Raw genomic sequence first — 23,814 nt, 5'->3', positions numbered from 1 at the left:
AATGAGCATTTTTGACCAAGTTATTGACCGAAGAAATACCAATAGTTATAAGTGGGATAAATACGCTGACCCAGCTGTGATTCCTGTTTGGGTAGCAGACATGGATTTTCAAGCCGCCCCGCCTATTTTGGAGGCGCTACAAAAAGTGACTGAGCACGGCATTTTTGGGTATTCCAAATGTCCCGATGAGCTTTATGACATCGTTATTGAACGTTTAAAAACCCGCCATGGCTGGGATGTAAAAAAAGACTGGATTGTGTGGTTGCCAGGCTTGGTGCCAGGTATTGGTTTGTCTATCCGAACGGTGACAACCGAAGCCGAGGCAGTGATGACCGCGACACCCGTTTATCACCCTTTTATGTTAGAAACCCATGCGGCAGGTCGTACGTTACAAAAAGTACCGTTACAACTAGAAAACAACCGTTGGGTCATTGATTTCGAGGCGTTAGAAGCTTCGGTTACGTCTCAAACAAAACTGTTTTTGTTGTGTAATCCTCATAATCCCGCAGGGACGGTTTTTACTAAAGAAGAACAAGAAAAACTGCTTGAAATTTGTCTTAAAAACAACATTGTCATCTGTTCGGACGAAATTCACTGTGATTTATTACTCGACAAAACCAAAAATCACCTGTCGATTGCTACCCTTAGTCCTGAAGCGGCACAGCAAACGATTACGCTGTTAGCACCGAGCAAGACTTTCAACATTGCAGGTTTGGGCTGCTCTATGGCCATTATTCCTAATGATGAACTTCGGGCCAAATTTATCAAAACCAAAGCGGGGCTCATGCCTATGCTATCGGCTTATGCCTATGAAGCGGCCTTGGCAGCTTACCGCGACGGCGCCGCTTGGCACGAAGAATTGTTGGACTACCTTCGCCAAAATCACCAGTATTTATTGACGGAAATCAACCAGTTGAAGGGCATGAAAATGGTGCCTTTGGAAGCGACTTATTTGGCATGGATTGATACGCGGGAGTCCGGTATTGCTGATTTTGCCCAAAAATTGGAAGCTGTTGGCGTTGGTGTATCAGACGGGGTACAATTTGACGGGGCAGGTTTCATTCGTCTCAATTTTGCCTGTCCACGAGCTACCTTAGAAGAAGTAGTTCGGAGAATAAAAACTGTTTTTTAAGTGTCGAGTGGAGAGTGCAGAATGTCGAATTTAATACCCTTATTCGACATTCTGCACTCTCCACTCGACACTCGACATTCAATTTATTATTCTTTCCAAGCAGGAGGTTCGATTTTATATAAGTGGCGAACAAAAAAGTCCCTGCGTTTGCGTTCGCCATATTCGCCGCCCGTTGAGTGGCCCATGTTGGGAACCATCAGAAAATCAAAATCTTTGTTGGCTTTGATGAGGGCATTGACGAGCTGCATCGTCGATGCTGGGTCAACGTTGTCGTCCACTTCTCCCAAAACAAGCATCAGTTTTCCTTGGAGTTTATTGGCATTCACCACGTTAGAGCATTCTTCGTATTGTGGGCCAATGGGGTAGCCCATCCATTGTTCGTTCCACCAAATTTTGTCCATACGGTTGTCGTGGCAGCCACATGAAGAAACGGCTACTTTGTAGAAATCGGGATAAAACAACAATCCTCCTGTTGAGCTTTGTCCTCCCGCCGACGTTCCATAAATCCCCACCCGACTTACGTCCATCGAAGGGTATTTGCGAGCCGCTTCTTGCATCCACAAAATTCGGTCGGGAAAGCCCGCATCTTTGAGATTTTTCCAGCATACATCGTGAAAAGCTTTGGAACGATTGGAGGTGCCCATGCCGTCTAATTGAACCACAATAAACCCAAGTTCGGCCAATTCAAACATGCTTCGGTTGTAGGTCATAAACGTTTTGGGCGTAAACGAGCTGTGCGGCCCTGCATAGATATTTTCGATGATGGGGTATTTTTTGTTGGGGTCAAAATTGGTCGGTCGGATAATAATTCCCCAAATGTCTGTTTTACCATCACGCCCTTTGGCTGTAAATACTTCAGGGGCTTTCCAACCCGCATTTGTCCATTCCGAAATGTCAGCTTTTTCCAGCTCCATCACCACCGAACCATCGGTAGCTGAGCGCAGAACCGTGACAGGAGGCATATCCACCCGCGAATAGGTGTCAACAAACAGTTGATTATCAGATGAAAATACGCCCGTGTGGTTGGCGTTTTCGGAAGTAAGTGGCGTAAGCCCAGTACCGTCAAAATTGATTCGGTAGTAATGTGTAAAATACGGGTCTTGTTTGGGGTTCATGCCGCTGGCGGCAAAGGTAATGGTGCGCTTTTCTTCGTTGACATTTACTACGTTACGCACCACCCATTCACCTTTGGTTAGCTGTTTTTTTACTTTGCCCGTCACACCATCGTATAAATAAAGGTGGTTCCAGCCGTCACGTTCAGAAGCCCAAATAATTTCTTTACCGTCTGCCACATCGTAGCGATATTTTTTTCCGCTATAATCAATAAAAGTAGGGCTTTGCTCGTCGATAAGCGCACGAATTGCTCCATTGGCCGCATTGACTTCCAACACCCGATACACTTGGTGGCCTCGTTGGTTGTATTCAAAACTAAAAGCGCGGCTGTCTTTGCGCCAATCCATCCTCGAAATGTTGTACTGGTGATTAAACAGCGCATCGTCGATGGGAATGTGTTTTTTTTCTTCCACCAAAAAAAGATGCGGGCGACGAATCGGTAACGCATCGCCAGGTTTGAGGTACTCGCGGCTTTCGAGTTTGGGTTGGAGCTGGTCTTCGGGCGACGAACGTACAAAATAGATAAGGTGCTTTTGGTTGGGGCGTATTTTGTTGGCTACCAGTTTTTTAGAGTCGGGCGACCACTGAACATAGCCAGAATAATATTCACCTTCAGAGCCATCGAAGGTAAGTTGTGATTCCTTTTTTGTTTTCTCCGAACGAACGTACAAGTTATGGTTTTTGACGTACGACGTCCACAAACTATCGGGAGAGTAAACGGGTTTTTCGGGTTGGTCGCTGGGTGCGGCTGCCCAATAGCGTTGTGGGTCGTTACGAATGGGTTCTTTTTTGCGTAAAGATTTGGTAGTGAGCCCGTACGTCCAAACAAACCCTTCTGCACTAAACTCGATTTCTTGGTCGTCTTTGACGTATGTAATGGAATTGAAAGGTAAGCTGAAAGGTTTGGCGTCGGTTTTTGATAACGTTGCCAATTGTTGGGCCAATTGCTCATGGTCAAAGGCCGACTGACGCGTTTTGGTTTGCGGGTTTACCGAAATAAATTCTTTTCCGCGAGGGGTTTGAATTACGTACCAAACGATTTTACCCGATTTTGACCAAAATACCTGAGCAGGGGCGTTATAGACTTTGTCTTTGAGCCTGTTTTTAAGCGTCTCTGAGCGTTGGTAGTCTTCTGCCGTTCCTTGACTGAAGGTTGAAATAGGGGACAACAGCCCAGTTAAAAGGGGAAGCATAACCAAACCTTGGTAAGCGCGCCTAATAAAAGTTTGCATGGTTGGAGTGGGTTTAAGTTTTTACAAACCTAACTATCTTTTCCCTTTTTTGTGGTGTCACAATTGCCAGAGAGTAGTACTATTTTAGCTACTTGGCAAGAAATTACCTATCAAAATGATGGGAATAAGCGCCCTTTTTGAAGATTAGGTATATTTTTAATGCTAAAATACCTCAATGGGTGGCATGATGCCCTACTTTGTCTAATCATTTTCCCGAAACGTCGCTTCCTATTGAAATCGTGACTTTTATTTGCTAATTTTCAAAAAGATAAAACGACCATTACATAATTTTTGAAGAATGTCTCTCTTAACCTCATAAGCTTAAAATCTCTTACTGACTTACCATGACATCTACTACGACTCTTTCGTTACCAGTACCACCAGGCACCAAGCAAATTCGCTGGAGGCAAGTTTTGGTGGTGGTTACCCATATATTTTTCTGGGCTTGTTTCATCTTTTTACCCTTTTTGTTGATACAATCGCAGCAGCAAGCCAACGCCTTAGCGAGTTCTCAACTTAAACTGTCGCAAGAAGAAAAAGATCGAATTTGGCAGACAATTTTTTATTTTAGTCAGTTCTTCTCAGTTTTATTATTTTACACCAACTCCGAAATTTTACTGCCAAGGTTATTCAAAAAGCGAGGGCTCGGCGTATATATTTTGGTGATTGTGCTTGCCCTGATTTTAGTCCTTACGATTACGTATTTTTTTCGGTACTGGATGTGGGGAATGCCGCCTCAGACTTGGTTTAGCTACACTACTTTCTATTCCTTGATTTCGTCCTTTGGCATTAGTACGTGTTTTCGATTATTGGGTGATTATCAACGTGAACATCGCTTGCAGAATGAACAGGAGAAGGTACGGCTACAGTCAGAATTGTCGTTTTTGCGTTCGCAGATTAGCCCACATTTTATGTTTAATTTGATGAATAGCTTGGCGGCGTTGGCCCGAAAAAAATCAGATTTGCTAGAGCCCATGATTGTCAAAATGTCAGATTTGCTTCGTTACATGTTGTACGATTCGGACGATTCAAAAATCCCTTTGGACAAAGAAATAAATTATTTGAAAAGTTATGTGGAGTTGCAACAATTGCGTTTTGGAAATAAAGTAAAGGTGGACATGGTTTTTGATACATCCTACAATAATTTAGCCCTTGAGCCTATGCTGCTGATTCCGTTTGTAGAAAATGCGTTTAAACACGGTACGGGGCTTATTCGTGAACCTTTTATTCAAATCATGCTGGTGTCGGGTGACAATAAAATACGGTTCAAAGTACAAAACCGCTACAATGCTGACTTTGTAGAAGCCAAAGATAATAGTTCAGGAATTGGGTTGGCCAACGTAAAACGCCGCCTCGAATTGCTTTATCCAGAAACCCATACGTTACAAATTTCAAAAGATAAGGCTATGTTTGTGACAGATTTAGAAATACTTTTGAAGTAAATAACAAACAATGAACATGCCTAAGCTACGTTGCATAGCGGTTGATGACGAACCCCTAGCCCTCGAACTTTTAGAAGATAACATTCGCCAAGTGCCTTTTTTGGAGCTAGTAGCAAGTTGTCACAATGCGTTTGAGGCCATGGATATTTTGCACGAACAGGGAGCCGACTTGATTTTTTTGGATATTCAAATGCCTGGTATTACGGGTGTTCAGTTTTTAAAATCTATTCAGGGGCAAAACACTACCCCGATGGTGATTTTTATTACGGCCTATGAACAGTATGCGTTAGAAGGATTTGAGTTGGACGTTGTAGATTATTTGTTGAAACCAGTAGCCTTTGAGCGCTTTTTAAAATCGGTCAATAAAGCCTACGATTTGTTTAAACTGCACCAACAAACGCCTACCGAGCAAACCGCGACGCATTTTTTTGTGAATGCAAACTACGCTTTGGTAAAAATACGTTACGACGAAATTTTGTACATCGAAGGTTTGAAAGACTACGTGAAGATTTACCTTTCTTCCGCGCGTCATCCAGTGATTACTAGAATGACTCTCAAGGGAATCGAACAAAAGCTTCCTTCTCATGAGTTTATGCGAATACACAAGTCGTACATTGTTTCTCTTGACAAAATCCAATCGGTACGTAACCTGAAAATCCATATCGGGGAAGCCGTCATTCCAGTGGGAGAGCAATACGTTGAAGAGTTTATGAAAGCGATTGGCGAATAAAAACGTTACTTGCCTATATAAAAAAGCGGTGGTAGAGCTTTGCTCTGCCACCGCTTTTTTTGTACTTTTTTATGTTAGACCAAATATTCTTCAACCGACTTTGTCGCATGAATGCGGTGTTCATCGAGCATCAGTTCTATCCGATTCATGGCAATTGTAAGCTCGTCGGTTGAAGGTAAAAATACAATTCGGAAGTGGTCATTGTGAATATAGTTGAACCCTGTCCCTGCTACCACAAGCACTTTCTGTTCAGAAAGTAATTGAAAGACAAAGTCCCCATCATTTTGAAAATCAAACTTACGCAGGTCGATTTTAGGGAAAACGTACAAAGAACCTTTGGGTTTGACACAACTTACGCCAGGGATGGCAGTTAGTCGGTCATAGACCAAGTTCATTTGTTTATGAAGACGGCCCATTGGTAGTACCAAGTCTTGAATACTTTGGTATCCTCCTAAAGCGGTTTGAATGGCGTATTGCGTTGGAACGTTGGCACATAAACGCATACTCGCCAAAAATGTCAAGCCTTCGATGTACGATTTGGCACGGTGTTTTGCCCCACTCAAAATCAACCAACCACCACGGAAACCAGCCGCACGGTAATTTTTGGAAAGTCCTCCGAAGGTAACACAAAGCGTATCGTGAACCATCGTGGCCACGGGGTAATGCTTGGCTCCATCGTAGAGGATTTTGTCGTAGATTTCGTCAGAAAACAAAATTAACTGATGACGCTCGGCGATTTCGGCTATTTTTTGAATGACCTCTTTTTCATAAACGGCACCCGTCGGGTTGTTGGGATTAATCATCACTATCCCTTTGGTACGTGGCGTGATTTTGCTCTCCAAATCTTCCAAATCGGGATTCCAATCGCTCTGTTCGTCGCAAATATAGTGAACGGGTTTGCCGCCACTCAGTGCCACCGAAGTTGTCCAAAGGGGATAGTCAGGAGACGGAACCAAAATTTCATCTCCTTCATTGAGTAAAGCTTGCATGGCCATCACAATAAGCTCGCTTACGCCGTTTCCGATATAAACGTCATTGATTTCGACCCCTTTGATGCCTTGGGTTTGGGTATAGTGCATTACTGCCTTGCGGGCGGCAAACAATCCCCGAGAGTCAACGTACCCTTGGGCGTTACGAATGTTGAGGATGATATCGTGAATGATTTCATCGGGTGCGTCAAAACCAAAAGGGGCGGGGTTTCCAATGTTCAAATTGACAATTTTGTACCCTTGGCTTTCAAGTTCCAGCGCTTTTTCGTAAACGGGGCCTCGAATATCGTACCGTAGATGTTCAAGGCGTTTGCTTTTTTGAATTTGCATGTCAGTAATGAATTGTGAAACGGCGTTTGTGCCGTCTCGAACGATCTAAATCAGCGTCTTCGGTTGTTTTTGTTGTTCCGAAACTTATTGTTGTTATTACTCCTACCTGCTCCGCTGTTGTTACTATTGTTGTTGTTATTATTATTGCTATTGCCGTTGTTGTTATTGCGGTTATTGTTGTTATTGCTACGGTCGCGATTGTGGTTTTGATAACTTCCGCGATTGTTCTGTAGGTTACGTTGATAGCGTTCAACGTGCGTTCCTTTGTCGCGAGGCGTCGAGTCCACCAATCCGTTTTGGCGAAGGTAAGCCAATTCTTCTTTCAGACGCCCCTGCGAAATTTCATCGAGTTGTGTAAATACAACGTTGTCTTCGGGGTTGTCTTTGTTCCAAGTATTGTAAAAAGTACGCATTTGACGAATCAAATACGAAATAAATGCAAACTTTTCTTCGCGGTCGGTGCAAGCAATCGCTTTTTCAACGAGCAAAAGCAAATTTTTGCCGTATTGTTTGTAACGAATATGCTCTTGGGTGTAAGGAACTCGAAGCGGTTTTTTTCCTACGGCATCGGGCGACGGAGGAGGAAAAGGACTGTCAATGTCCAATTTAAAGTTGGTCATGATGTACAAATCATCCCAAAGTTTTTGAGAATAATCTTGTCCATCACGCATATTGGGGTGAATTTGACGCATTAATTCGACCAAGACGTGGGCTTGGAGGGTTCGTTTATCACGTTCAGGAATGGAAACGAGATAATCGGCTAATTTTTGGACGTTGCTACCGTATTCTTTCAAGGGTATTGAAGTTTATAAATCACATACAAAGTTATGAAAAATCAAGTTACTTTGGCAAAATCACGCCGTCGTCGTAATTTTGGAACTTAGATTTTTGATTTTTTAACCATCAACGGATAAAAACCACCGCTAACTCCTCCCGAATGAGTCAAAAAGTAGATGTAAGCATAGCCTTTTACGGCAAGCCTTACCAAGCCATTGTCACTATTAAAACTTTGATGCAGTACAGTGGTCAGCACATTGATAAAATTTACCTTTCTCGCGAGCGACTCCAACCCCACGACGACTACGTGGGAATTTTTAAAATCATTGATTATTTCCGTAACGACCCGTCGGTCAAATTAGTGGTGCAATACCCGCATTATTTTTTGGGACTGGGGGTACGCGACCATGAGCGAGCCAAAGTTGATACGCGTTTTCGCCAGAGTATCATGTACCAATACCCGCTTGAGGTATCAGATAAAAAGTACTTGGTAGTGATGCACAACGACATGCTTTTTTATGGAGACATGATCGGTGATATGCTCAAAGAGTTTGAAAAAGGCCCAAAAAACTTGGTAGGAGTGGGGTCAATCGGGCAATGCTGGAGCTGCCCTGCTGGGCCTGATTGGGGCAATAAGTGTAACTCAAAGATGTTTGAGCAATATGTGCCAACGACCGAAGAAGCCATTGCACTCGCCGAAGCTCATGCTACTCCCCGCCGCGATATTCAACTGAAAGTGATTCGTAATGGCCGCACGCACATACTGCCCGAGTGTCGTTTGAACGAATATTGTGCCATGATTGACCTTGAAAAATACCGAAAAGAAACGTTGCCTAATGGAGATATTGGATGTTATGGAGGAGGTTGGAACGGGGTTGACACGGCTACGGTATGGTCGCACGATATGTTTAAGCGTGGATATACGTTTCGCCATTTGACCCTCGAAGATTATACGCGTCACGCAGCGTTTGACACCACAGGGAGTGGAACCAAGGCCAATTCGAGCTCAGAAACGTACTGGAATGCCGAACGAAACGCCGAAAAATACATCAATGAGAAGTTTGGACAGATTCAATTCAGTTCGGCAGTGACGACTTCTTACTACTATGATTTATTCAAACGCAAGTCGTGGTTGGCTTTGATTCATACTTATGGCTTTGCAAAAAAACTAATTGGAAAATAAATTGGCCAGACTTTCCAAGTTTTAGCCAGGTCGAAAACAAACTTGGAAAGTCTAATCAATAATCATGCAATCATAGACTTTCCAAGTTTCAGCTAGGTCGAAAACAAAACTTGGAAAGTCTAGTCAATAATCATGCAATCATAGACTTTCCAAGTTTCAGCAAGGTCAAAAACAAAACTTGGAAAGTCTAGTCAATACATTTGCTTATAAACGTAGTCCCTAAACCCTATACCTATGGCATTGAATTACATTTGGGCGGCATTTTTTGTCGTGGCGTTCGTGGTGGCGTTGCTAAAATTAATCTTTTTGGGCGACACCGAAATTTTCAAACTCATGGTGGAGGGAATGTTCGACTCGGCCAAAGTGGCCGTGATGGACATTGCGTTGCCCTTAGCAGGTGTGATGACCTTCTTTTTGGGAATTCTAAACATTGGCGAAAAAGCGGGAGCCATCAACTTCATGGCACGTATCATCGGGCCATTTTTTAATAAATTGTTTCCTGAAGTACCTAAAAATCACCCCGCAAATGGGCAGATGATTATGAACTTTTCGGCCAATATGTTGGGTCTGGACAACGCCGCTACGCCCTTTGGTCTCAAGGCCATGCAAAGTTTGCAAGAGCTGAATCCGTCCAAAGACACGGCTTCCAATGCCCAAATCATGTTTTTGGTATTGCACACTTCGGGTTTGACCATCATTCCGTTATCGATTATGGCGCAGCGGGCGATTTTGGGGGCGAAAGATCCTTCGGATATTTTTATCCCATGTTTGATTGGTACGTACGTAACGACGCTGGTGAGTATTCTGATTGTGGGCTCTTACCAACGAATCAACTTATGGAACCGAACAGTCATCGGGTGGTTAGGGGGAATTACGTTTGGCATTGCTCTGCTTCTTTGGTATTTATCTGGTCTGTCGAAAGAAGGGCTTGAAACCTTTTCAAAAATAACGGGAAGCCTGATTTTGATGTCAATTATCGTTACGTTTCTCGTGGGAGGGTTGGTTAGGAAAGTCAATATTTTTGATACCTTCATTGAAGGGGCAAAAGTAGGCTTTGAAACGTCGGTTAAAATTATGCCTTATCTTATTGGCATGTTGGTGGCCATCAGCGCATTTCGCAATGCGGGCGCTATGAGCTATTTAGTGGAAGGGTTTAAGTGGGTAATTGGACTAATGGGAGTGAATACCGATTTTACCGAGGCGTTGCCTGTGGCACTGATGAAACCTCTGAGCGGTAGTGGGGCGCGAGCTTTGATGATTGATAGTATGAAACAGTTTGGCCCAGACTCGTTCATTGGTCGGCTGGTGTGTATCTTTCAAGGCTCGGCCGATACAACTTTTTACATCGTTGCCCTTTATTTTGGTTCGGTAGGTATTAAAAACACCCGTTATGCGATTGTGGCGGGACTTATCGCGGATTTTGTAGGAGTAATTGCGGGGATATTACTGGGCTATTTGTTCTTTTATGAATAAAAGTCAGGTTGTGAGCAACCTGACACACATATTGCGTACGTCGGGGTGCTCACACCCCGACGTACAGCTAACAAGAAATCTTCCCAACGCGAATTGCGTGGCGACCGCCTTCAAACGCAGTATTTAAAAAGAGATTAACACATTCAAATGCCACTTCCTGACTGATAAAACGTGCAGGAAGGCAGATGATGTTGGCGTCATTGTGCTGACGGGCAAGTTCTGCCAAAGGTTTGTCCCATACCAACGCCGCACGAATCCCTTGGTGTTTGTTGGCCGTAATAGCCACGCCTTGCCCGCTGCCACACACAAGCACACCTGCCTCAAATTCACCACTTTCTACAGCTAGTGCGACAGGGTGCGCAAAGTCGGCATAGTCGGCGGAGTCGGCACTATATGTACCAAAATCTTTTACTTCATATCCTTGTTGAATAAGCCAATCTACCAACGGTTGTTTTAGGGGGAAACCTGCGTGGTCGCCTCCAATTGCAATTTTTTTAGCCATTTATAGAACTATTTTTAGAAAAGTTTTCGTTATTGTAATCCCTACCGCAAAGGTACGGATGTCTTCATTAAGAACAACCCTAAAAAACCAAAATGAGTATGTCAGAGTTTGAAGCATTGAATGAAGAAGATCGGATTCGTGTAGCGTTTGAAGATCGAAATTGGAACGAGATAAAAACAGCCGATTCTTGGGTAATATTTAAGGTACTTGCCGAGTTTGTAGAAGGTTTCGACAAGTTGGCAAAGATTGGTCCTTGTGTGTCCATCTTTGGTTCTGCCCGAACCAAGCCCGACCATCCTTATTATAAAATGACGGAAGAAATTGCGGCCAAATTGGTACGCCACGGATACGGAGTTATTACAGGTGGTGGCCCTGGTATCATGGAAGCGGGTAACAAAGGGGCGTTTGAACAAGGGGGGAAATCGGTAGGATTGAATATCGTTTTGCCGTTTGAACAGCATTCTAACCTGTACATCGACGCCGACAAAAACATCAATTTTGATTTCTTTTTTGTTCGGAAAGTGATGTTTGTCAAGTACGCCCAGGGCTTTGTGGTAATGCCTGGAGGGTTCGGAACATTGGATGAACTTTTTGAAGCCTTGACCTTGATTCAAACCAAGAAAATCGGGCGTTTCCCGATTGTGTTGGTGGGAAGAAGTTATTGGTCGGGACTGATTGATTGGATAAAAGACACCATGTTGGAAACCGAACGTAATATTAATCCCGAAGACTTAAAACTGTTTAGCGTGGTGGATACCGCCGAGGAAGCAGTGAAAGTCATTGACGATTTCTACGCTAAATACTTGCTCAAACCTAACTTTTAGGATTACTTTGGTTCTGTGGACTACCCACAGAACCATTTTTTACTATGCCCACCTACGAGCCGCCTTCACAACCAACCCCCACGCTTCATAAAGTCATCACCACGCCCCAACTCTGGGCCATTGCCGTTGGGCTAGTCATTTCGGGCGTTTATTTTGGTTGGAATTATGGCTGGGCCGTCGCAGGTACTTTGGGCTTTTTGGTGGCAACGCTCATTGTCACCGTTTTTTACCTGACTTTTATTTTTAGCTATACCGAACTTACCGCTGCTATTCCCGAAGCAGGCGGGGCATTTAGTTATGCCTTTCGAGCTTTTGGCCCCGTCATGGGCTTTGTGGCGGGGTTTGCCACCTTGGTCGATTTTGTCATGGGGCCTCCTGCTATCGCGTTTGCATTAGGTGGTTATGCCCATTTTTTACACCCCGATTTGTCGGTGATGGGCGTAGCTGTTGGCACTTATGTTGTATTCATCGCAATCAACCTGTTCGGAATGCGCGATTCGGCCAATTTCTCTTTGATTATCACGGCGTTGTCGGTAGTGGAACTGCTGGTGTTTATGGGATTAGTTTGGCCGTTTTACAAAACCGAAAATTTTGTGGCGCACAATCTTCCTATTACTGCTGGAGGTGTTTTTGAAGCCTTGCCCTTTGCTATATGGTTTTACGTTGCCATTGAGGGAGTTGCCATGGTCGCCGAAGAGGTCAAAGACCCCAAACGAACCATTGCCAAAGGGTATATTTTGAGTATTTTGACGCTCGTTATTCTGGCCTTGGGGACGATGGTGTTGAGTGGCGGGGCTACCGATTGGCGGACGTTAATTGACATGGATTATCCATTGCCAGAGACGCTTTCCATTACTTTGGGGAGAAATAACGCCTGGACTAAGCTTTTTGCAAGTTTAGGGTTATTTGGCCTACTTGCTTCCTTTCACTGCAATACGATTAGCTATTCACGGCAAATTTATGCGTTGGCGCGCGAGAGCTATTTGCCTCACAAACTAGCCGCATTAAATCAACGTTTTCGAACTCCCCACTGGGCATTATTGGCGGGTGGAGTTGTGGGCTTGGTGGCTCTTTTTGTGGGTAAAACTGACGAAATTATTATTTTTTCAGTACTTGGGGCAATGGTGATGTACCTGACAAGTTTACTAAGTTTGTTTCGTTTGAGACAAACTGAGCCACAATTGGAAAGGCCCTACCGAACACCTTTTTATCCGTGGGTGCCTCTTTTAGCGTTGGGGCTTGCGGTACTTTGTTTGGTGGCCATTGTGTATTACAACCTGTACCTAAGCTTACTTTTTTTGGGAATGCTTGTCGTTGCGTTGGGGGTGTTTGTATGGACGCGCAAAAGGAATAATTAGCATTTTATTCTTCATACGTACTTCGGTAGGTATTCATAAAGCCGTATAAATACCGAAAGGTAATGCCAAATTGGTATGTCATTGGTTTTAATGAGGCAATGGAAGTACTTTGAGAAAGACGATTGACAAACAGTTCAGTGCGTGACTCAATACTTGAGGACGGAGCAAGGGTAGCTCGGCCGTAGGCAACAATCTCAAAATGCTGAGAAATCCGCCCGACAAACTCCAAATTCCCTTCCCATTCGAGTTTGGCTTTGCCCGTCGTGTAAGCGTAATTTTCAATAGTTAGGGTATCAAATTGGGTTCGCGAACCACTCACCCGCGCCAGCCCCGCCAAATCAAACTGATTGATTTGGGTACGATTTCGGGTGGGTGTCCAGACGAATCCTGTTCCAATGTACATGCCCGATTTTTTTTGGATTCTGCCAAGTCGAAATACCCGCCACTTGAAGCGGAGAGGAATGCTATGTTGTAAATCCTCTATCCGATATACAAAAGGGCGCGCGCTATTGATGGCCAATACCATGCGCGAAGGATTGCGAATATAACCCGTTTCGATGCCCCATTTGAGGTGGTGCAAGTAGCCAAATTGCGCTGCCGCGTATCCATTAATGACCGATTTTTGAAACCCAATAAGCCCTGTCAACGAACTACTGAGCTGGGTTCCCATCCATTTTCCTCCCCCTTCGAGCCCCATGTACCAATGGTTGTCAACTTTTATCAAATCAGGGTGGTTAAAGATAATAGGACTACTCTTTCTTCGGGGAGTGTAATAGTCTTCGACCTGGGCGTAAGAAGCAGGAAGGAGGGGTGCCCAAAACAAAACAAAGAATAGAGTTCGCAGCATTTGGTTCGTTGGTGGATGTTGTACAATATTACGATTCCGAGCGGAACTTCGTTGCAAAGGTGGGTTGTTTTATCGTTATTCGCGCAATTATGAAAGTGATATTTCCACAAACAGAAATAGTGTCTCCTTTCAAAGTAGGAGATAAAGTGCGGGTTCATATTGAAACCCTCTACAAAAAACCACCCTATGAGGTGATTGAAGGGACCGTGTACCAGGTTCGGGTGGCGTTTCCGTTGCTTTGGGCAACCAAAGCAAACCTCGAATATGAATTGGCAGAACTCACATTTCGTTACGGTGTATTACCTGATACGACCAATTTTCCTAAAATGAAAGAAGTTGAAAATCAACTTTATGACTTGCCCGAAGCGTGTTTAGAAGAATGTGGGTAGAAAAAACAGTACAGTTTAGACGAGATTATAATATTCATGGCTTTTTATAAAGGACTTATTTTTGAGAGTTTAGCAGCGTTACGAAGAGAAGCATCGACGGCAGTGCGGCAGCGAGGGAATGATATTTACCGAAATGGAGGGGTAAAAATGACGTCCTTCAACGGAGATTATTATGGGGCTAAATTTGAAGTTGAAAGTCAGTCTAGTTTTGAAAAATATGAATTAGAACTGGTCAACCTCGACGATGCCGAGGGCGTTCAAAGTTATTGTGATTGTCCTTCAGAGCATTATCCTTGCAAGCATGCCGTAGCGGCGTCGTTGGCGTTAGATGAGTACCTTGAGCGTGACAATAAAAAACCGAAAGCGTCGGTGCAAGACCTTCAAAAGGTAATCATTGACCTGACCAATGGTAAACGCCCACAACCGCCAAAAGTGATTGAATTTCAGGATAAAGGGCTACATTCAATGGCAGATGTTACCCTTGAAATGCCGTCGCTGGAGGAGCATTATATTCAACGGCATTGCTCTCCACAGCACTGGATGGGGCGTCGTCATTATTTGAATGTGTTTTCGGTGTTGAAAGAAAACGATTCTGAGACGCTGGATGTATATGTGAAAAAAGACGGACGATATGCCGTGACAGTGAAGCGATTGGAAAAAGGGCGTGTCCATCTGTCGTGCAGTTGTGAGCAAAAGCTTCGCACGCCTTTGTGCGAACACATGATGGGAGCATTGGTTTGGTTAAAAATACAATACGGTGCGCATTACCTCGAATCGCTGCGGGATTGGAGCCCAGAAAAGAACGCTTTATTGGTGCGTTATGGATACACCTTGGAAGATGATTTGGAGGGAAAGTTTGATTTTAAATTCAATTCAAAAGGGGAGTTAGAAATTATTTTGTTGGATAAAAGCATTCAGCCCATTGAGGGAGTAGAATGGAACAATATTCTAAAAAATACCCTGCCTGTGAAGCCCAATAGCCCTTTTGTTCCCGTAAATGCGGGCAAAGAGAGGTTGGTTTACGTGTATATTTTTGAGCAATTTTCGGTAAAAACCTTGCCCTTTATGCGCTTGGAAATTGCCAAGGGAAATCTCAACGCTAAATCAGGTAAAGTAACGAACGTCACCCGCAGTACGTGGGGAGACAAAGAGCGCCCGACTACCCAAACGGAAGACTTAGAAATAATCAAAACCAGTCGATTGTTGGAACAAGAGTTTTTGCACGAAACCCTTCGCCAACGTGGGCATAAAATCTCCGCTAATTCTTGGAACTTGAACTACACCAGCGAAGCCATCGACGAAGCATTGGAAATTACGGGTAAGGTGCTGGAGAAGTTGTTTCCGATGTTGGTGGAAAAAGTGGTTCGGGTCAACAAAAAAAATGACAGTTACGGAAATACGGGTCATGCAGTAAAGGTTTCGGAAACACCGCTTGATTTGCATTTTAAACTCTCTCGGACGGGCCAAGAGACTTTATTGGAGGCATTTGTGGTGCTTCCAACGGGCGAACAAATTTCTTTTCAGCAATTACAAGACGTCGGAACGTACTGGCTGGCAGTGCTGCCCGATAACCTGCTGTGCCGTTTTCGGTCAACGGCGGCGGCCAAAGTAGCACGTCATTTTCTGGAATTGGGGGGGGCTATTCGCTTACGAAGTGTACGAGACGATGATTTCTTTAATGGTTTTGTGATTCCGCTGGCCGACCAGTTTTCGTTGGAGTTTGACAAAGACCAATCCATTACCCAAGCTGATTTAGAATGGCAGGAAGGTCGGGTGTATTTGAAAGAGGTCGAGGATAATTTGCTGATAGTCCCCGCTTTTATTTATTCCAGCGACGATGAAGCGTCGATAGAATTGCCGCGAGATTTTCGGCAAGCGCGCGTGAACGCCTATAAGAATACCGTGCAAATTCAGCGGCGTGACCGAGATGCGGAAGAACAGTTTGTGCAATTTTTGCAAAGTCAACACCCTGATTTTGCCCACCAAACAGACGAGTATTTTTATTTGCCTGCCGATTCGGTTTTAGAAAATGGGTGGTTGTTTCAGTTTTATGAAGCCTTAAACCAACATGGTGCCAAACTTTTTGGCTTCAATAACCTTAAAAAATTCCGATACAACCCCAACAAGGCGACCTTCAAAATCAAGAATTCGTCAGGAATCGACTGGTTTGACTTACAAATAGAAATTTCGTTTGGCGAACAAGTCGTCTCCTTGGCCCAAGTACGAAAGGCTATTCTAAAAAAACAAAATTACGTTGAGTTAAAAGACGGTTCTTTTGGCTTATTGCCCGATGAGTGGGTGGCGCAGTACGCACAGTTGTTTCGTTTTGGAAAAGTGGATGATAAGAAAGACACGCTCCGCTTGTCGAAACAGCATTTTACAATTTTGGAACGTTACAAAGAGTATATCGAAAATCCGAAATTGCTACATGAACTAGACGATAAACGGGAGAAGTTGCTTGATTTTAGGGCTATAAAAGACATTGCATTACCCAAAAATGTGCAAGCTCAGTTGCGCCCCTATCAAGAAGAAGGCTATAAGTGGCTCAATTTCTTGGATGAATTTGGCTGGGGAGGTTGCTTGGCCGATGACATGGGGTTGGGGAAAACGTTGCAGATGCTGACGTTTTTGCAAGAACAAAAAAATCGTTTTCCGAAAGGGGTTCATTTGGTGGTTGTACCCAAAACCTTGATTTTTAACTGGCAAGCCGAAGCCGCTAAATTCTGTCCTGATTTGCGTTTGTACGTCCATACGGGGCCACAAAGAACCAAAAATACGCGGGTTTTTAATAAATACGACATCATTTTGTCCACCTACGGCTCCGTACGTTCGGACATAGAGTTGTTGCAGGATTTCAGGTTTCATTACGTGATTTTGGACGAAGCACAGGCCATTAAAAACCCCGATTCGATGATTGCGAAGGCGGTGAAATTGATTAACGCCAAAAACCGCTTGACGATGACAGGGACGCCCGTAGAAAACAACACCTTTGATTTATACTCCCAATTTGATTTTCTAAACCCTGGTTTTTTGGGGGCAGAAGATTTCTTCCGAGCCGAATACGCAGTATTAATTGATAAATACCAAGACAAAACACGTGCTGCGGAGCTACGCCGAATGGTATATCCATTCATGCTCAAACGTACCAAAGAAGAGGTTGCCAAAGACTTGCCAGAAAAGACAGAAACGGTGCTGTTTTGCGAAATGGACAAACGTCAACGCAAAGTTTACAATGCCTTTAAGGACAAATACCGTGACTTAATTGCGGGAAAAATGGACGAAGTTGGCCGCGAACAGGCGTCGTTTTTGATTTTGGAAGGATTATTAAAACTACGCCAAATTTGTGATTCGCCCGCATTGCTATCCGATGATGAAGATTATGGTAACGATTCGGTAAAGTTGGACGAAATTGTCAGAGAAATTGAAGAAAATGCCTCTGATCATAAGATTGTCATTTTCAGTCAGTTCTTGAAAATGCTTGACCTCATCAAAGTGAAGCTCGAACGCGACCGAATTCCTTACGAATACTTGGACGGCCAGACCAACGACCGTGCCGAACGGGTTAATCGTTTTCAGGGCGATGAAGCTTGTCGGGTGTTTTTGATGAGTCTAAAAGCAGGTGGCGTTGGGTTGAATTTAACGGAAGCCGATTATGTGTATATCGTAGATCCGTGGTGGAACCCAGCCGTGGAACAACAGGCGATTGACCGCGTTCACCGCATTGGCCAAACCAAACGGGTTTTTGCTTATCGGATGATTTGCAAAGACACCATCGAAGAAAAAATCATGCAACTCCAAGAACGAAAACGCGCCTTGGCCGACGACCTTATTTCGACCGATGCAGGTTTTCTTAAAAAGCTTGATAAGGACGATATTTTACAGTTGTTCAGTTAAAACCTGCTGTGCTACTGATTATTAAAATGTGTAGCTTATTACTCCTAACCAGCCGCTTAGGAAGAACAAGTAGGTTGCTTACAACCCCAAGAAAGTTAACCTTCGGCATTTTGAGGTTGTCAGGGTTAGAAATAAGCAAGAAACTGCTTTACCAAACGAATCAATTTTACAATTTTTCAATGAAATCCTTTATTCACTACCTCAAATTAGCCCTTGTGGCCATTCCCTTGTTGGCATTTCAACAAGACAAACCCGTCCGAATTGTTTTCTTTGGCGATTCGATTACCCAAGCAGGAGTAAGACCTGGTGGCTACATCGTAAAAATGGGAGAAATGCTTGAAAAACAAGGGCTAAAGGATAAATATGAGCTCATTGGAGCGGGAATTGGAGGGAATAAAGTATATGACCTTTACTTGCGCCTGGAAGATGATGTATTGGCAAAGCAGCCTAATATTGTCGTGATATATGTAGGAGTAAACGACGTTTGGCACAAAGCTTCTTCTGGAACAGGAACCGACCCTGATAAATTTGTTCGTTTTTATGAAGCGCTGTTGAAGAAATTTAAAGCGGCCAACATTCGAGTGGCGATGTGTACTCCCGCAGTAATTGGCGAGCGCACCGATTTTTCCAACCAACAAGATGGGGATTTGAACCGATACTCCCAGTTGATTCGAGATTTGGCCAAAAAGCAAGGGCTGCCTTTGATTGACCTCCGCAAGGCATTTTTAGATTATAGCCTAAAAAACAATCCTAATAACGACGAGAAAAATATCCTTACTACCGACCGTGTTCACCTTAATGACGCAGGAAATCAGCTAGTTGCGGATGAAATGTGGAAAGTGTTGAAGGGAATGTAGTGAGAGTGATAGAATGTCGAATGAGCTTGTCCCGACAATATGTCGGGACGGAACTTAGCGCGCCCCGACGTCTCGTCGGGGCGGAAACGGCATAAAGTCTCTGACTTTGCTTTGTACATCAAGGGTGGGCAGCAACCCACACCTCGCCGTCTTCAAAAAATTCTTTTTTCCAAATCGGTACGGTTTCTTTTAAGGTATCAATCGCAAATTGACAAGCTTCAAAGGCGGCCTTTCGGTGGGCACAGCCAACGGCAATAATGACAGGAACCTCTCCGATGGCAAGCACGCCTACACGATGATGAATCGAAATCTTTAAAACTGGCCAACGACGCACCGCTTCTTCGGCGATTTTCTGCATTTCTTTAATGGCCATGGGGGCATACGCCTCAAATTCTAGTCGCATTACCTGTTTTCCTTTGGTTTGGTTTCGAACTGTCCCGACAAACGTGACAATGCCGCCCGCGTCGTCAGTAAGAACGTATTGATAACAAGTATCGAGCGAAAGCGGCGCCTCGGTGAGGTGAATATCTATCATTGCTTCAAAATCTTAACAAACATTACTCGGCCTCAAAAATAGTCAGTTCATCCCAACTATTTGCCGTTTCCCACAAAACTAGCGCACATAAACACTTTTTTGAAGCTTCTTTTGTTACTCATCCATTGTTAAAATTGTAATTTCCCCTTCTAACTTTATGAATCGATTACCAGCCATTCTCCTGACGATAGGCTTTTTTTTTCTGTTGGATTTGTACGTTTTTCAAGCCGTAAAAACCCTTTCTCGCGCTAGTTCACTAGAAACCCGCCGACTCATTTCAACCATTTATTGGGCAATTCCCGTGGTAAGTTTGGTGGTTTGGATTGTCACTCAGTTCATCATTCCGCCCGATTCACTTTCGAGAACCACGCGCCAACTTATCTGGAGTGCGTTGTTGATTCCCTATTTTGCCAAATTTTTTGGTATGTTTTTACTCCTTATCGACGATGTTGTACGTTTTGGAAAATGGGTAGTCAGTCTTTTTCAATCACAGCCACCAACGACAACTCCTGCCGTGGACGCCCCTACAATTCCTCGTTCAGAGTTTTTGATGAAATCGGCCTTGGCAGTGGCGGGCACGACGGTCGCGGGATTTACCTATGGTATCATTTCGGGAGCGCACGATTACCGCATTCGCCGCGTTAGGGTTCCAGTTAAAAACCTGCCAAAAGCTTTTGAAGGAATAAAAATTGCCCAGTTGTCGGACATTCACTCGGGGAGTTTTTTTAACAAAACAGCCGTTCAAGGCGGGGTAGATATGCTAATGGCCGAAAAACCCGATTTGTTTTTCTTTACGGGAGATTTGGTCAATAATACCGCCGATGAAGTAAAAAATTACATTGATATTTTCAAAAAAGTAAAAGCACCATTGGGCCAATTTTCGGTATTGGGAAACCACGATTACGGCGATTATTACCAATGGCCTTCGGTAGAAGCCAAAATAAAAAATCTCAACGATTTGAAAGATGCGCACCGCTTGTTGGGTTGGGATTTACTCCTAGACGAACACCGTGCCATTAAAGTGGGTAATGAGCAAATTGGCTTATTGGGGATTCAAAACTGGGGAATGGGCGGTTTTGCCAAATACGGAAGCCTAGAAAAAGCCCACCAACGTACCGATGATTTTCCCGTAAAATTACTTCTATCGCACGACCCAAGCCATTGGAACGCCCAAGTAACTTCGCAGTTTAAGGACATCGACGTTGCTTTTGCGGGTCATACCCACGGGATGCAATTTGGGGTAGAAGTAGGCGGTTTTCAGTGGAGTCCAGTGCAGTATCGGTACAAACAGTGGGGTGGTTTATATACCGAAGGCGATCAACATTTGTACGTCAATCGTGGTTTTGGGTATTTAGGTTATCCAGGGCGCGTGGGTATTTTGCCCGAAATTACGTTGATGGAGTTAGTAAGGGCATAACCAATCAAAATGGTTATTCAATTTCGATGCCTTCTCCCAATTGTAAAACTTTATAAGGAGTCTTATACCGCTGAGCAAAGTGTTCAAATTCACTTGGTTCGGCGGTATTAAATTCAAATAGATGGTAATGGTGAGGAATAACCAGTTTGGCACCAATTTCCTTCCCAAGGCGGGCTGCTTCTTCGGCATTGAGGTTGCCTGCTACCCGACGCTCAGGCTTGTTGCCATTGATGGGTAAAAATGCAACATCAACCTTAAAAGGAGAAAGAAGTTCAGCTAATCCATCGAACCAAAGGGTGTCGCCCGAATGATACACCCGATAGGAGCCAAATTCAACCACAAAGCCCATAAATTTACAGCGCCCTTGGTCGTCACGTTCTACAGTGTTGTGGGCGGCGGGGATGCCATAAAGTGTAAACCCTTTTATTTCAATACTTTCTCCGTCGTTGATGCCTTTGGGCCAGGCAGTAGAACAGCCTAGTCGTTGGCAGACAAATGCCCGATTTGCTTCAGGAATTACCATTTGTATGGAGGGATTTTGGCCAAAAAGAGGTAAAAGCGTTTCGCCGTCGAGGTGGTCGGTATGGTTGTGCGATGACGTAACGATGTCGATACCTTCAAGTAATTCGGGCACCATCACACGTTCGCTCATACGAACGTGGGGTTTGTCGGTTTGTGCGTACTTGATGCTTAGTGAATCCGACAAATAGGGGTCAAACAATAAATGCTTCCCTTGCCATTGAATCAAAAAACCACTTTGCCCCAGCCACCATGTCCGAAAACCTGAAGGAGTTGATTGACTTTTTCTAATATCGGCAAGTAGTGCTTCGTCCTTTTGAAACGCGTGAATCAGGGCCATGATACAACCATTTTCTTTGTTGTATAAAAGCAAAAAAACGACGAAAAATACCGCCGAAAAATAATCTAATCGTTTATAATTTCGTTTTTTAAGACTTTCGACCGTAATTAGCGTCTTGTTCCCATCTTTATCTATTAACCTTATTAACTACCCATGATACGTTCTGGCTTTTTGGGATTTTTTTTAGTTGCTATTTGTATATCAACTGGTTTTGCACAAGATTATGACCGTTTTACCCTGAACATTGCGGCTGGAAAAAGCTTGTCTGTTCGAGAACTTGCTACCAAGGTTTTTGGGGAAACGCGCGGTGAAATTGCGGGGGACGGAATTGGAGGGCAATTGGTGGCGAGTTTTTATCCGACCAAACGTCTTGGACTGGCAGCGCGGGTTTCTTACAATAGAAATGAAACTAGAGAGGAAGGAATTCAAAAAATTGCGTCAAACCAATACGGCATCGTAAACCCAGTGGTGGTAGAAGCAAAAGAATGGGATGTGTTGAGTGCGATGATTGGGCCAACCCTGCGTTTAGGAGGTAGCCGTCTTGGATTAGAAGGGCGCTTATTGGTGGGTTATGCCAAAGTGAATAGTCCGATGTTTGTGACAACGGGTGCTTTTCAAAATTATAACATCAACGTAGAAACCTCTAGCCAAATGGCGTCAGATTTAGCATACGGTGCAGGAGCTACGTTTTATCTTGGGCTTTTTAGTGGAGTAGCGCTTGTAGTAAATGCCGATGCAAGTTTGATAAGCACAACATTTAAGGGCGTAAATAATAAAGTAACAACGACAGGTTTTCCTGCAGTGACGCAATCGGTGGACATTCAACAAAATGTAGGGGTCGTCAATGTCACTGGAGGTTTACGATTTGCGTTTTAGGGCAAAAACGGAGCTGTCAATGTTAAAAAGAAGGTTATTATGAAACGTGATGACAGTCTATGGAAAGCAATACTAGAAGATGTATTTGATGATTTTCTCCGTTTTTTCTTTGAAAAAGCAGACGAAGTATTTGATTTTAACAGACCTTTTGAGTTTTTAGACAAAGAACTTGAACAACTTTTTCCTGTTAATTCAGATGATTTTTCTCCAAAATATGTCGATAAGCTTGTAAAGGTTTTTACAAAAGCTGGGGAAGAGCAGTGGGTTTTGGTGCACGTTGAAGTGCAAGGAAGTAGTGATAGAGCTTTTGCCAAAAGAATGTTTCAATATTTTTACCGAATTTACGATAAGTATAATCATCCAATTATCGCTTTTGCAATTCTGACAGACCGTAACAAAAGCTTTCAACCCAAGTATTTTGAAGAAAAATTTATGGGTACCTCGCTCCGCTATGATTTTAACAGGTATAAAATTTTAGAGCAAAATGAGTCAGAACTTGCAAAGAGCGACAACCCGTTTGCAATGGTGGTTCTAACTGCGTTAACGGCGCTAAAAAGCGGTAAAATATCAGAAAGTGAGCTTTTGGAGCGGAAAATAGGGGTGCTTAAACGGTTGGTATCAAACAACTTTGGAAGAGCTAAGATTGAAGCATTGATGGGCTTCCTAAAATTATATGTGCGTTTTGGGAATCCAGAAAATGATATTAAATTTGATTCGTCGCTGGAACAGTTATTAAATAAACCAAATAAAACAATGGGCCTTGTAGAGTTTGTTTTGGACAGGGAACGCCGAATTGGTGAGAAAAGAGGTGAAAAAAGAGGTGAAAAGAGAGGTGAGAAAAAAGCTAGAGAACAAAAGTTGACTTTTATTCGAAACTTGATTACTTCAACTGATTTTGATAATGCTAAAATTGCCGCTTTAGCCGATGTCACGGTTGAAGTAGTACAAAAATTACGCTTAGAACTCAATTAAAATTTTAGTAACTGTTTAGGTAGCCCATTGAAAAGAGCCTTGTAGGACAGATTCGATATTTTGAATGATATTCCGATTCATTT

Annotated in this window: 20 protein-coding genes; 13 read left to right on the top strand and 7 right to left on the bottom strand. The window is 43.6% G+C overall.

The window, feature by feature from the left end; translation table 11 throughout:
• Window position 1 precedes the first annotated feature (1 nt).
• Window positions 2-1,132: a MalY/PatB family protein gene (locus AC23P2_RS21535; protein ID WP_487775118.1), complete on the top strand. Its 1,131-nt coding sequence runs from the start codon at window positions 2-4 to the stop codon at window positions 1,130-1,132.
• A gap of 86 nt (window positions 1,133-1,218) precedes the next feature.
• On the opposite strand, the gene AC23P2_RS21530 is transcribed toward AC23P2_RS21535, so the two are convergent.
• Window positions 1,219-3,438: a S9 family peptidase gene (locus tag AC23P2_RS21530; protein WP_487775252.1), complete on the bottom strand. Its 2,220-nt coding sequence runs from the start codon at window positions 3,436-3,438 to the stop codon at window positions 1,219-1,221.
• Between the two features lie 383 nt (window positions 3,439-3,821).
• On the opposite strand from AC23P2_RS21530, the gene AC23P2_RS21525 reads away from it, so the two are divergent.
• Together AC23P2_RS21525 and AC23P2_RS21520 are read left to right on the top strand one after the other, a co-directional pair.
• Window positions 3,822-4,919, top strand: a complete 1,098-nt coding sequence (locus tag AC23P2_RS21525) for a sensor histidine kinase (protein ID WP_487775117.1) — start codon at window positions 3,822-3,824, stop codon at window positions 4,917-4,919.
• Between the two features lie 16 nt (window positions 4,920-4,935).
• Window positions 4,936-5,649 carry a LytR/AlgR family response regulator transcription factor gene (locus AC23P2_RS21520; protein WP_028525695.1) on the top strand — a complete coding sequence of 238 codons (714 nt, stop codon included), beginning with the start codon at window positions 4,936-4,938 and terminating at the stop codon, window positions 5,647-5,649.
• 74 nt (window positions 5,650-5,723) lie between these two features.
• Here AC23P2_RS21520 and AC23P2_RS21515 read toward each other — a convergent pair whose 3' ends face one another.
• Both AC23P2_RS21515 and AC23P2_RS21510 read right to left on the bottom strand, forming a co-directional pair.
• On the bottom strand, window positions 5,724-6,968 hold the full coding sequence (locus AC23P2_RS21515) for a pyridoxal phosphate-dependent aminotransferase (protein WP_183972626.1): 1,245 nt from the start codon (window positions 6,966-6,968) through the stop codon (window positions 5,724-5,726).
• Window positions 6,969-7,018: 50 nt separating this feature from the next.
• On the bottom strand, window positions 7,019-7,762 hold the full coding sequence (locus AC23P2_RS21510; protein ID WP_487775116.1) for a DUF4290 domain-containing protein: 744 nt from the start codon (window positions 7,760-7,762) through the stop codon (window positions 7,019-7,021).
• Between the two features lie 143 nt (window positions 7,763-7,905).
• On the opposite strand from AC23P2_RS21510, the gene AC23P2_RS21505 reads away from it, so the two are divergent.
• Both AC23P2_RS21505 and AC23P2_RS21500 read left to right on the top strand, forming a co-directional pair.
• Window positions 7,906-8,928, top strand: a complete 1,023-nt coding sequence (locus AC23P2_RS21505) for a hypothetical protein (protein WP_487775115.1) — start codon at window positions 7,906-7,908, stop codon at window positions 8,926-8,928.
• 234 nt (window positions 8,929-9,162) lie between these two features.
• Entirely contained in the window at window positions 9,163-10,401 is a 1,239-nt protein-coding gene (locus AC23P2_RS21500; protein WP_487775114.1) for a nucleoside recognition domain-containing protein, read from the top strand.
• Window positions 10,402-10,468: 67 nt separating this feature from the next.
• Here AC23P2_RS21500 and rpiB read toward each other — a convergent pair whose 3' ends face one another.
• Window positions 10,469-10,903: a ribose 5-phosphate isomerase B gene (gene rpiB / locus AC23P2_RS21495; protein ID WP_028525691.1), complete on the bottom strand. Its 435-nt coding sequence runs from the start codon at window positions 10,901-10,903 to the stop codon at window positions 10,469-10,471.
• A gap of 98 nt (window positions 10,904-11,001) precedes the next feature.
• On the opposite strand from rpiB, the gene AC23P2_RS21490 reads away from it, so the two are divergent.
• Together AC23P2_RS21490 and eat are read left to right on the top strand one after the other, a co-directional pair.
• Window positions 11,002-11,727, top strand: coding sequence for an LOG family protein (locus AC23P2_RS21490; RefSeq protein ID WP_122930653.1), 726 nt, complete (start codon window positions 11,002-11,004; stop codon window positions 11,725-11,727).
• Window positions 11,728-11,771: 44 nt separating this feature from the next.
• The gene (gene eat / locus AC23P2_RS21485; protein ID WP_487775113.1) at window positions 11,772-13,085 is read left to right on the top strand and encodes an ethanolamine permease; all 1,314 of its coding nucleotides are present in this window, start codon (window positions 11,772-11,774) and stop codon (window positions 13,083-13,085) included.
• A 4-nt stretch (window positions 13,086-13,089) separates the two neighbouring features.
• Here eat and AC23P2_RS21480 read toward each other — a convergent pair whose 3' ends face one another.
• A complete protein-coding gene (locus tag AC23P2_RS21480) occupies window positions 13,090-13,932 on the bottom strand; it encodes a hypothetical protein (RefSeq protein WP_487775112.1) in 843 nt (280 codons plus the stop codon).
• 89 nt (window positions 13,933-14,021) lie between these two features.
• Between AC23P2_RS21480 and AC23P2_RS21475 the strand changes: the two genes are divergently transcribed.
• From AC23P2_RS21475 to AC23P2_RS21465, 3 genes are all read left to right on the top strand, one after another.
• Window positions 14,022-14,321, top strand: a complete 300-nt coding sequence (locus AC23P2_RS21475; RefSeq protein ID WP_487775111.1) for a hypothetical protein — start codon at window positions 14,022-14,024, stop codon at window positions 14,319-14,321.
• A gap of 36 nt (window positions 14,322-14,357) precedes the next feature.
• Complete coding sequence (locus AC23P2_RS21470; RefSeq protein WP_487775110.1) at window positions 14,358-18,215, top strand: DEAD/DEAH box helicase; 3,858 nt, start codon at window positions 14,358-14,360, stop codon at window positions 18,213-18,215.
• A gap of 179 nt (window positions 18,216-18,394) precedes the next feature.
• Complete coding sequence (locus tag AC23P2_RS21465) at window positions 18,395-19,072, top strand: SGNH/GDSL hydrolase family protein (RefSeq protein ID WP_487775109.1); 678 nt, start codon at window positions 18,395-18,397, stop codon at window positions 19,070-19,072.
• 118 nt (window positions 19,073-19,190) lie between these two features.
• On the opposite strand, the gene AC23P2_RS21460 is transcribed toward AC23P2_RS21465, so the two are convergent.
• Complete coding sequence (locus AC23P2_RS21460; protein ID WP_487775108.1) at window positions 19,191-19,607, bottom strand: molybdenum cofactor biosynthesis protein MoaE; 417 nt, start codon at window positions 19,605-19,607, stop codon at window positions 19,191-19,193.
• Between the two features lie 157 nt (window positions 19,608-19,764).
• Here AC23P2_RS21460 and AC23P2_RS21455 point away from each other — a divergent pair, with 157 nt between their 5' ends.
• Window positions 19,765-21,024, top strand: coding sequence for a metallophosphoesterase (locus AC23P2_RS21455; RefSeq protein ID WP_487775107.1), 1,260 nt, complete (start codon window positions 19,765-19,767; stop codon window positions 21,022-21,024).
• A 13-nt stretch (window positions 21,025-21,037) separates the two neighbouring features.
• Here the strand turns inward: AC23P2_RS21455 and AC23P2_RS21450 are convergent, their stop codons facing one another.
• Window positions 21,038-21,883 carry an MBL fold metallo-hydrolase gene (locus tag AC23P2_RS21450; protein ID WP_487775106.1) on the bottom strand — a complete coding sequence of 282 codons (846 nt, stop codon included), beginning with the start codon at window positions 21,881-21,883 and terminating at the stop codon, window positions 21,038-21,040.
• Window positions 21,884-22,036: 153 nt separating this feature from the next.
• On the opposite strand from AC23P2_RS21450, the gene AC23P2_RS21445 reads away from it, so the two are divergent.
• Window positions 22,037-22,759, top strand: coding sequence for a hypothetical protein (locus tag AC23P2_RS21445; protein ID WP_487775105.1), 723 nt, complete (start codon window positions 22,037-22,039; stop codon window positions 22,757-22,759).
• A 39-nt stretch (window positions 22,760-22,798) separates the two neighbouring features.
• Complete coding sequence (locus AC23P2_RS21440) at window positions 22,799-23,731, top strand: Rpn family recombination-promoting nuclease/putative transposase (protein ID WP_487775104.1); 933 nt, start codon at window positions 22,799-22,801, stop codon at window positions 23,729-23,731.
• The last annotated feature ends 83 nt before the right edge of the window (window positions 23,732-23,814 follow it).

The organism is Runella sp. R0.1_18, from assembly GCF_057652155.1.
The sequence above is the reverse complement of the archived record's forward strand: the minus strand, read 5'-3'. Positions and strand labels throughout refer to the sequence as shown.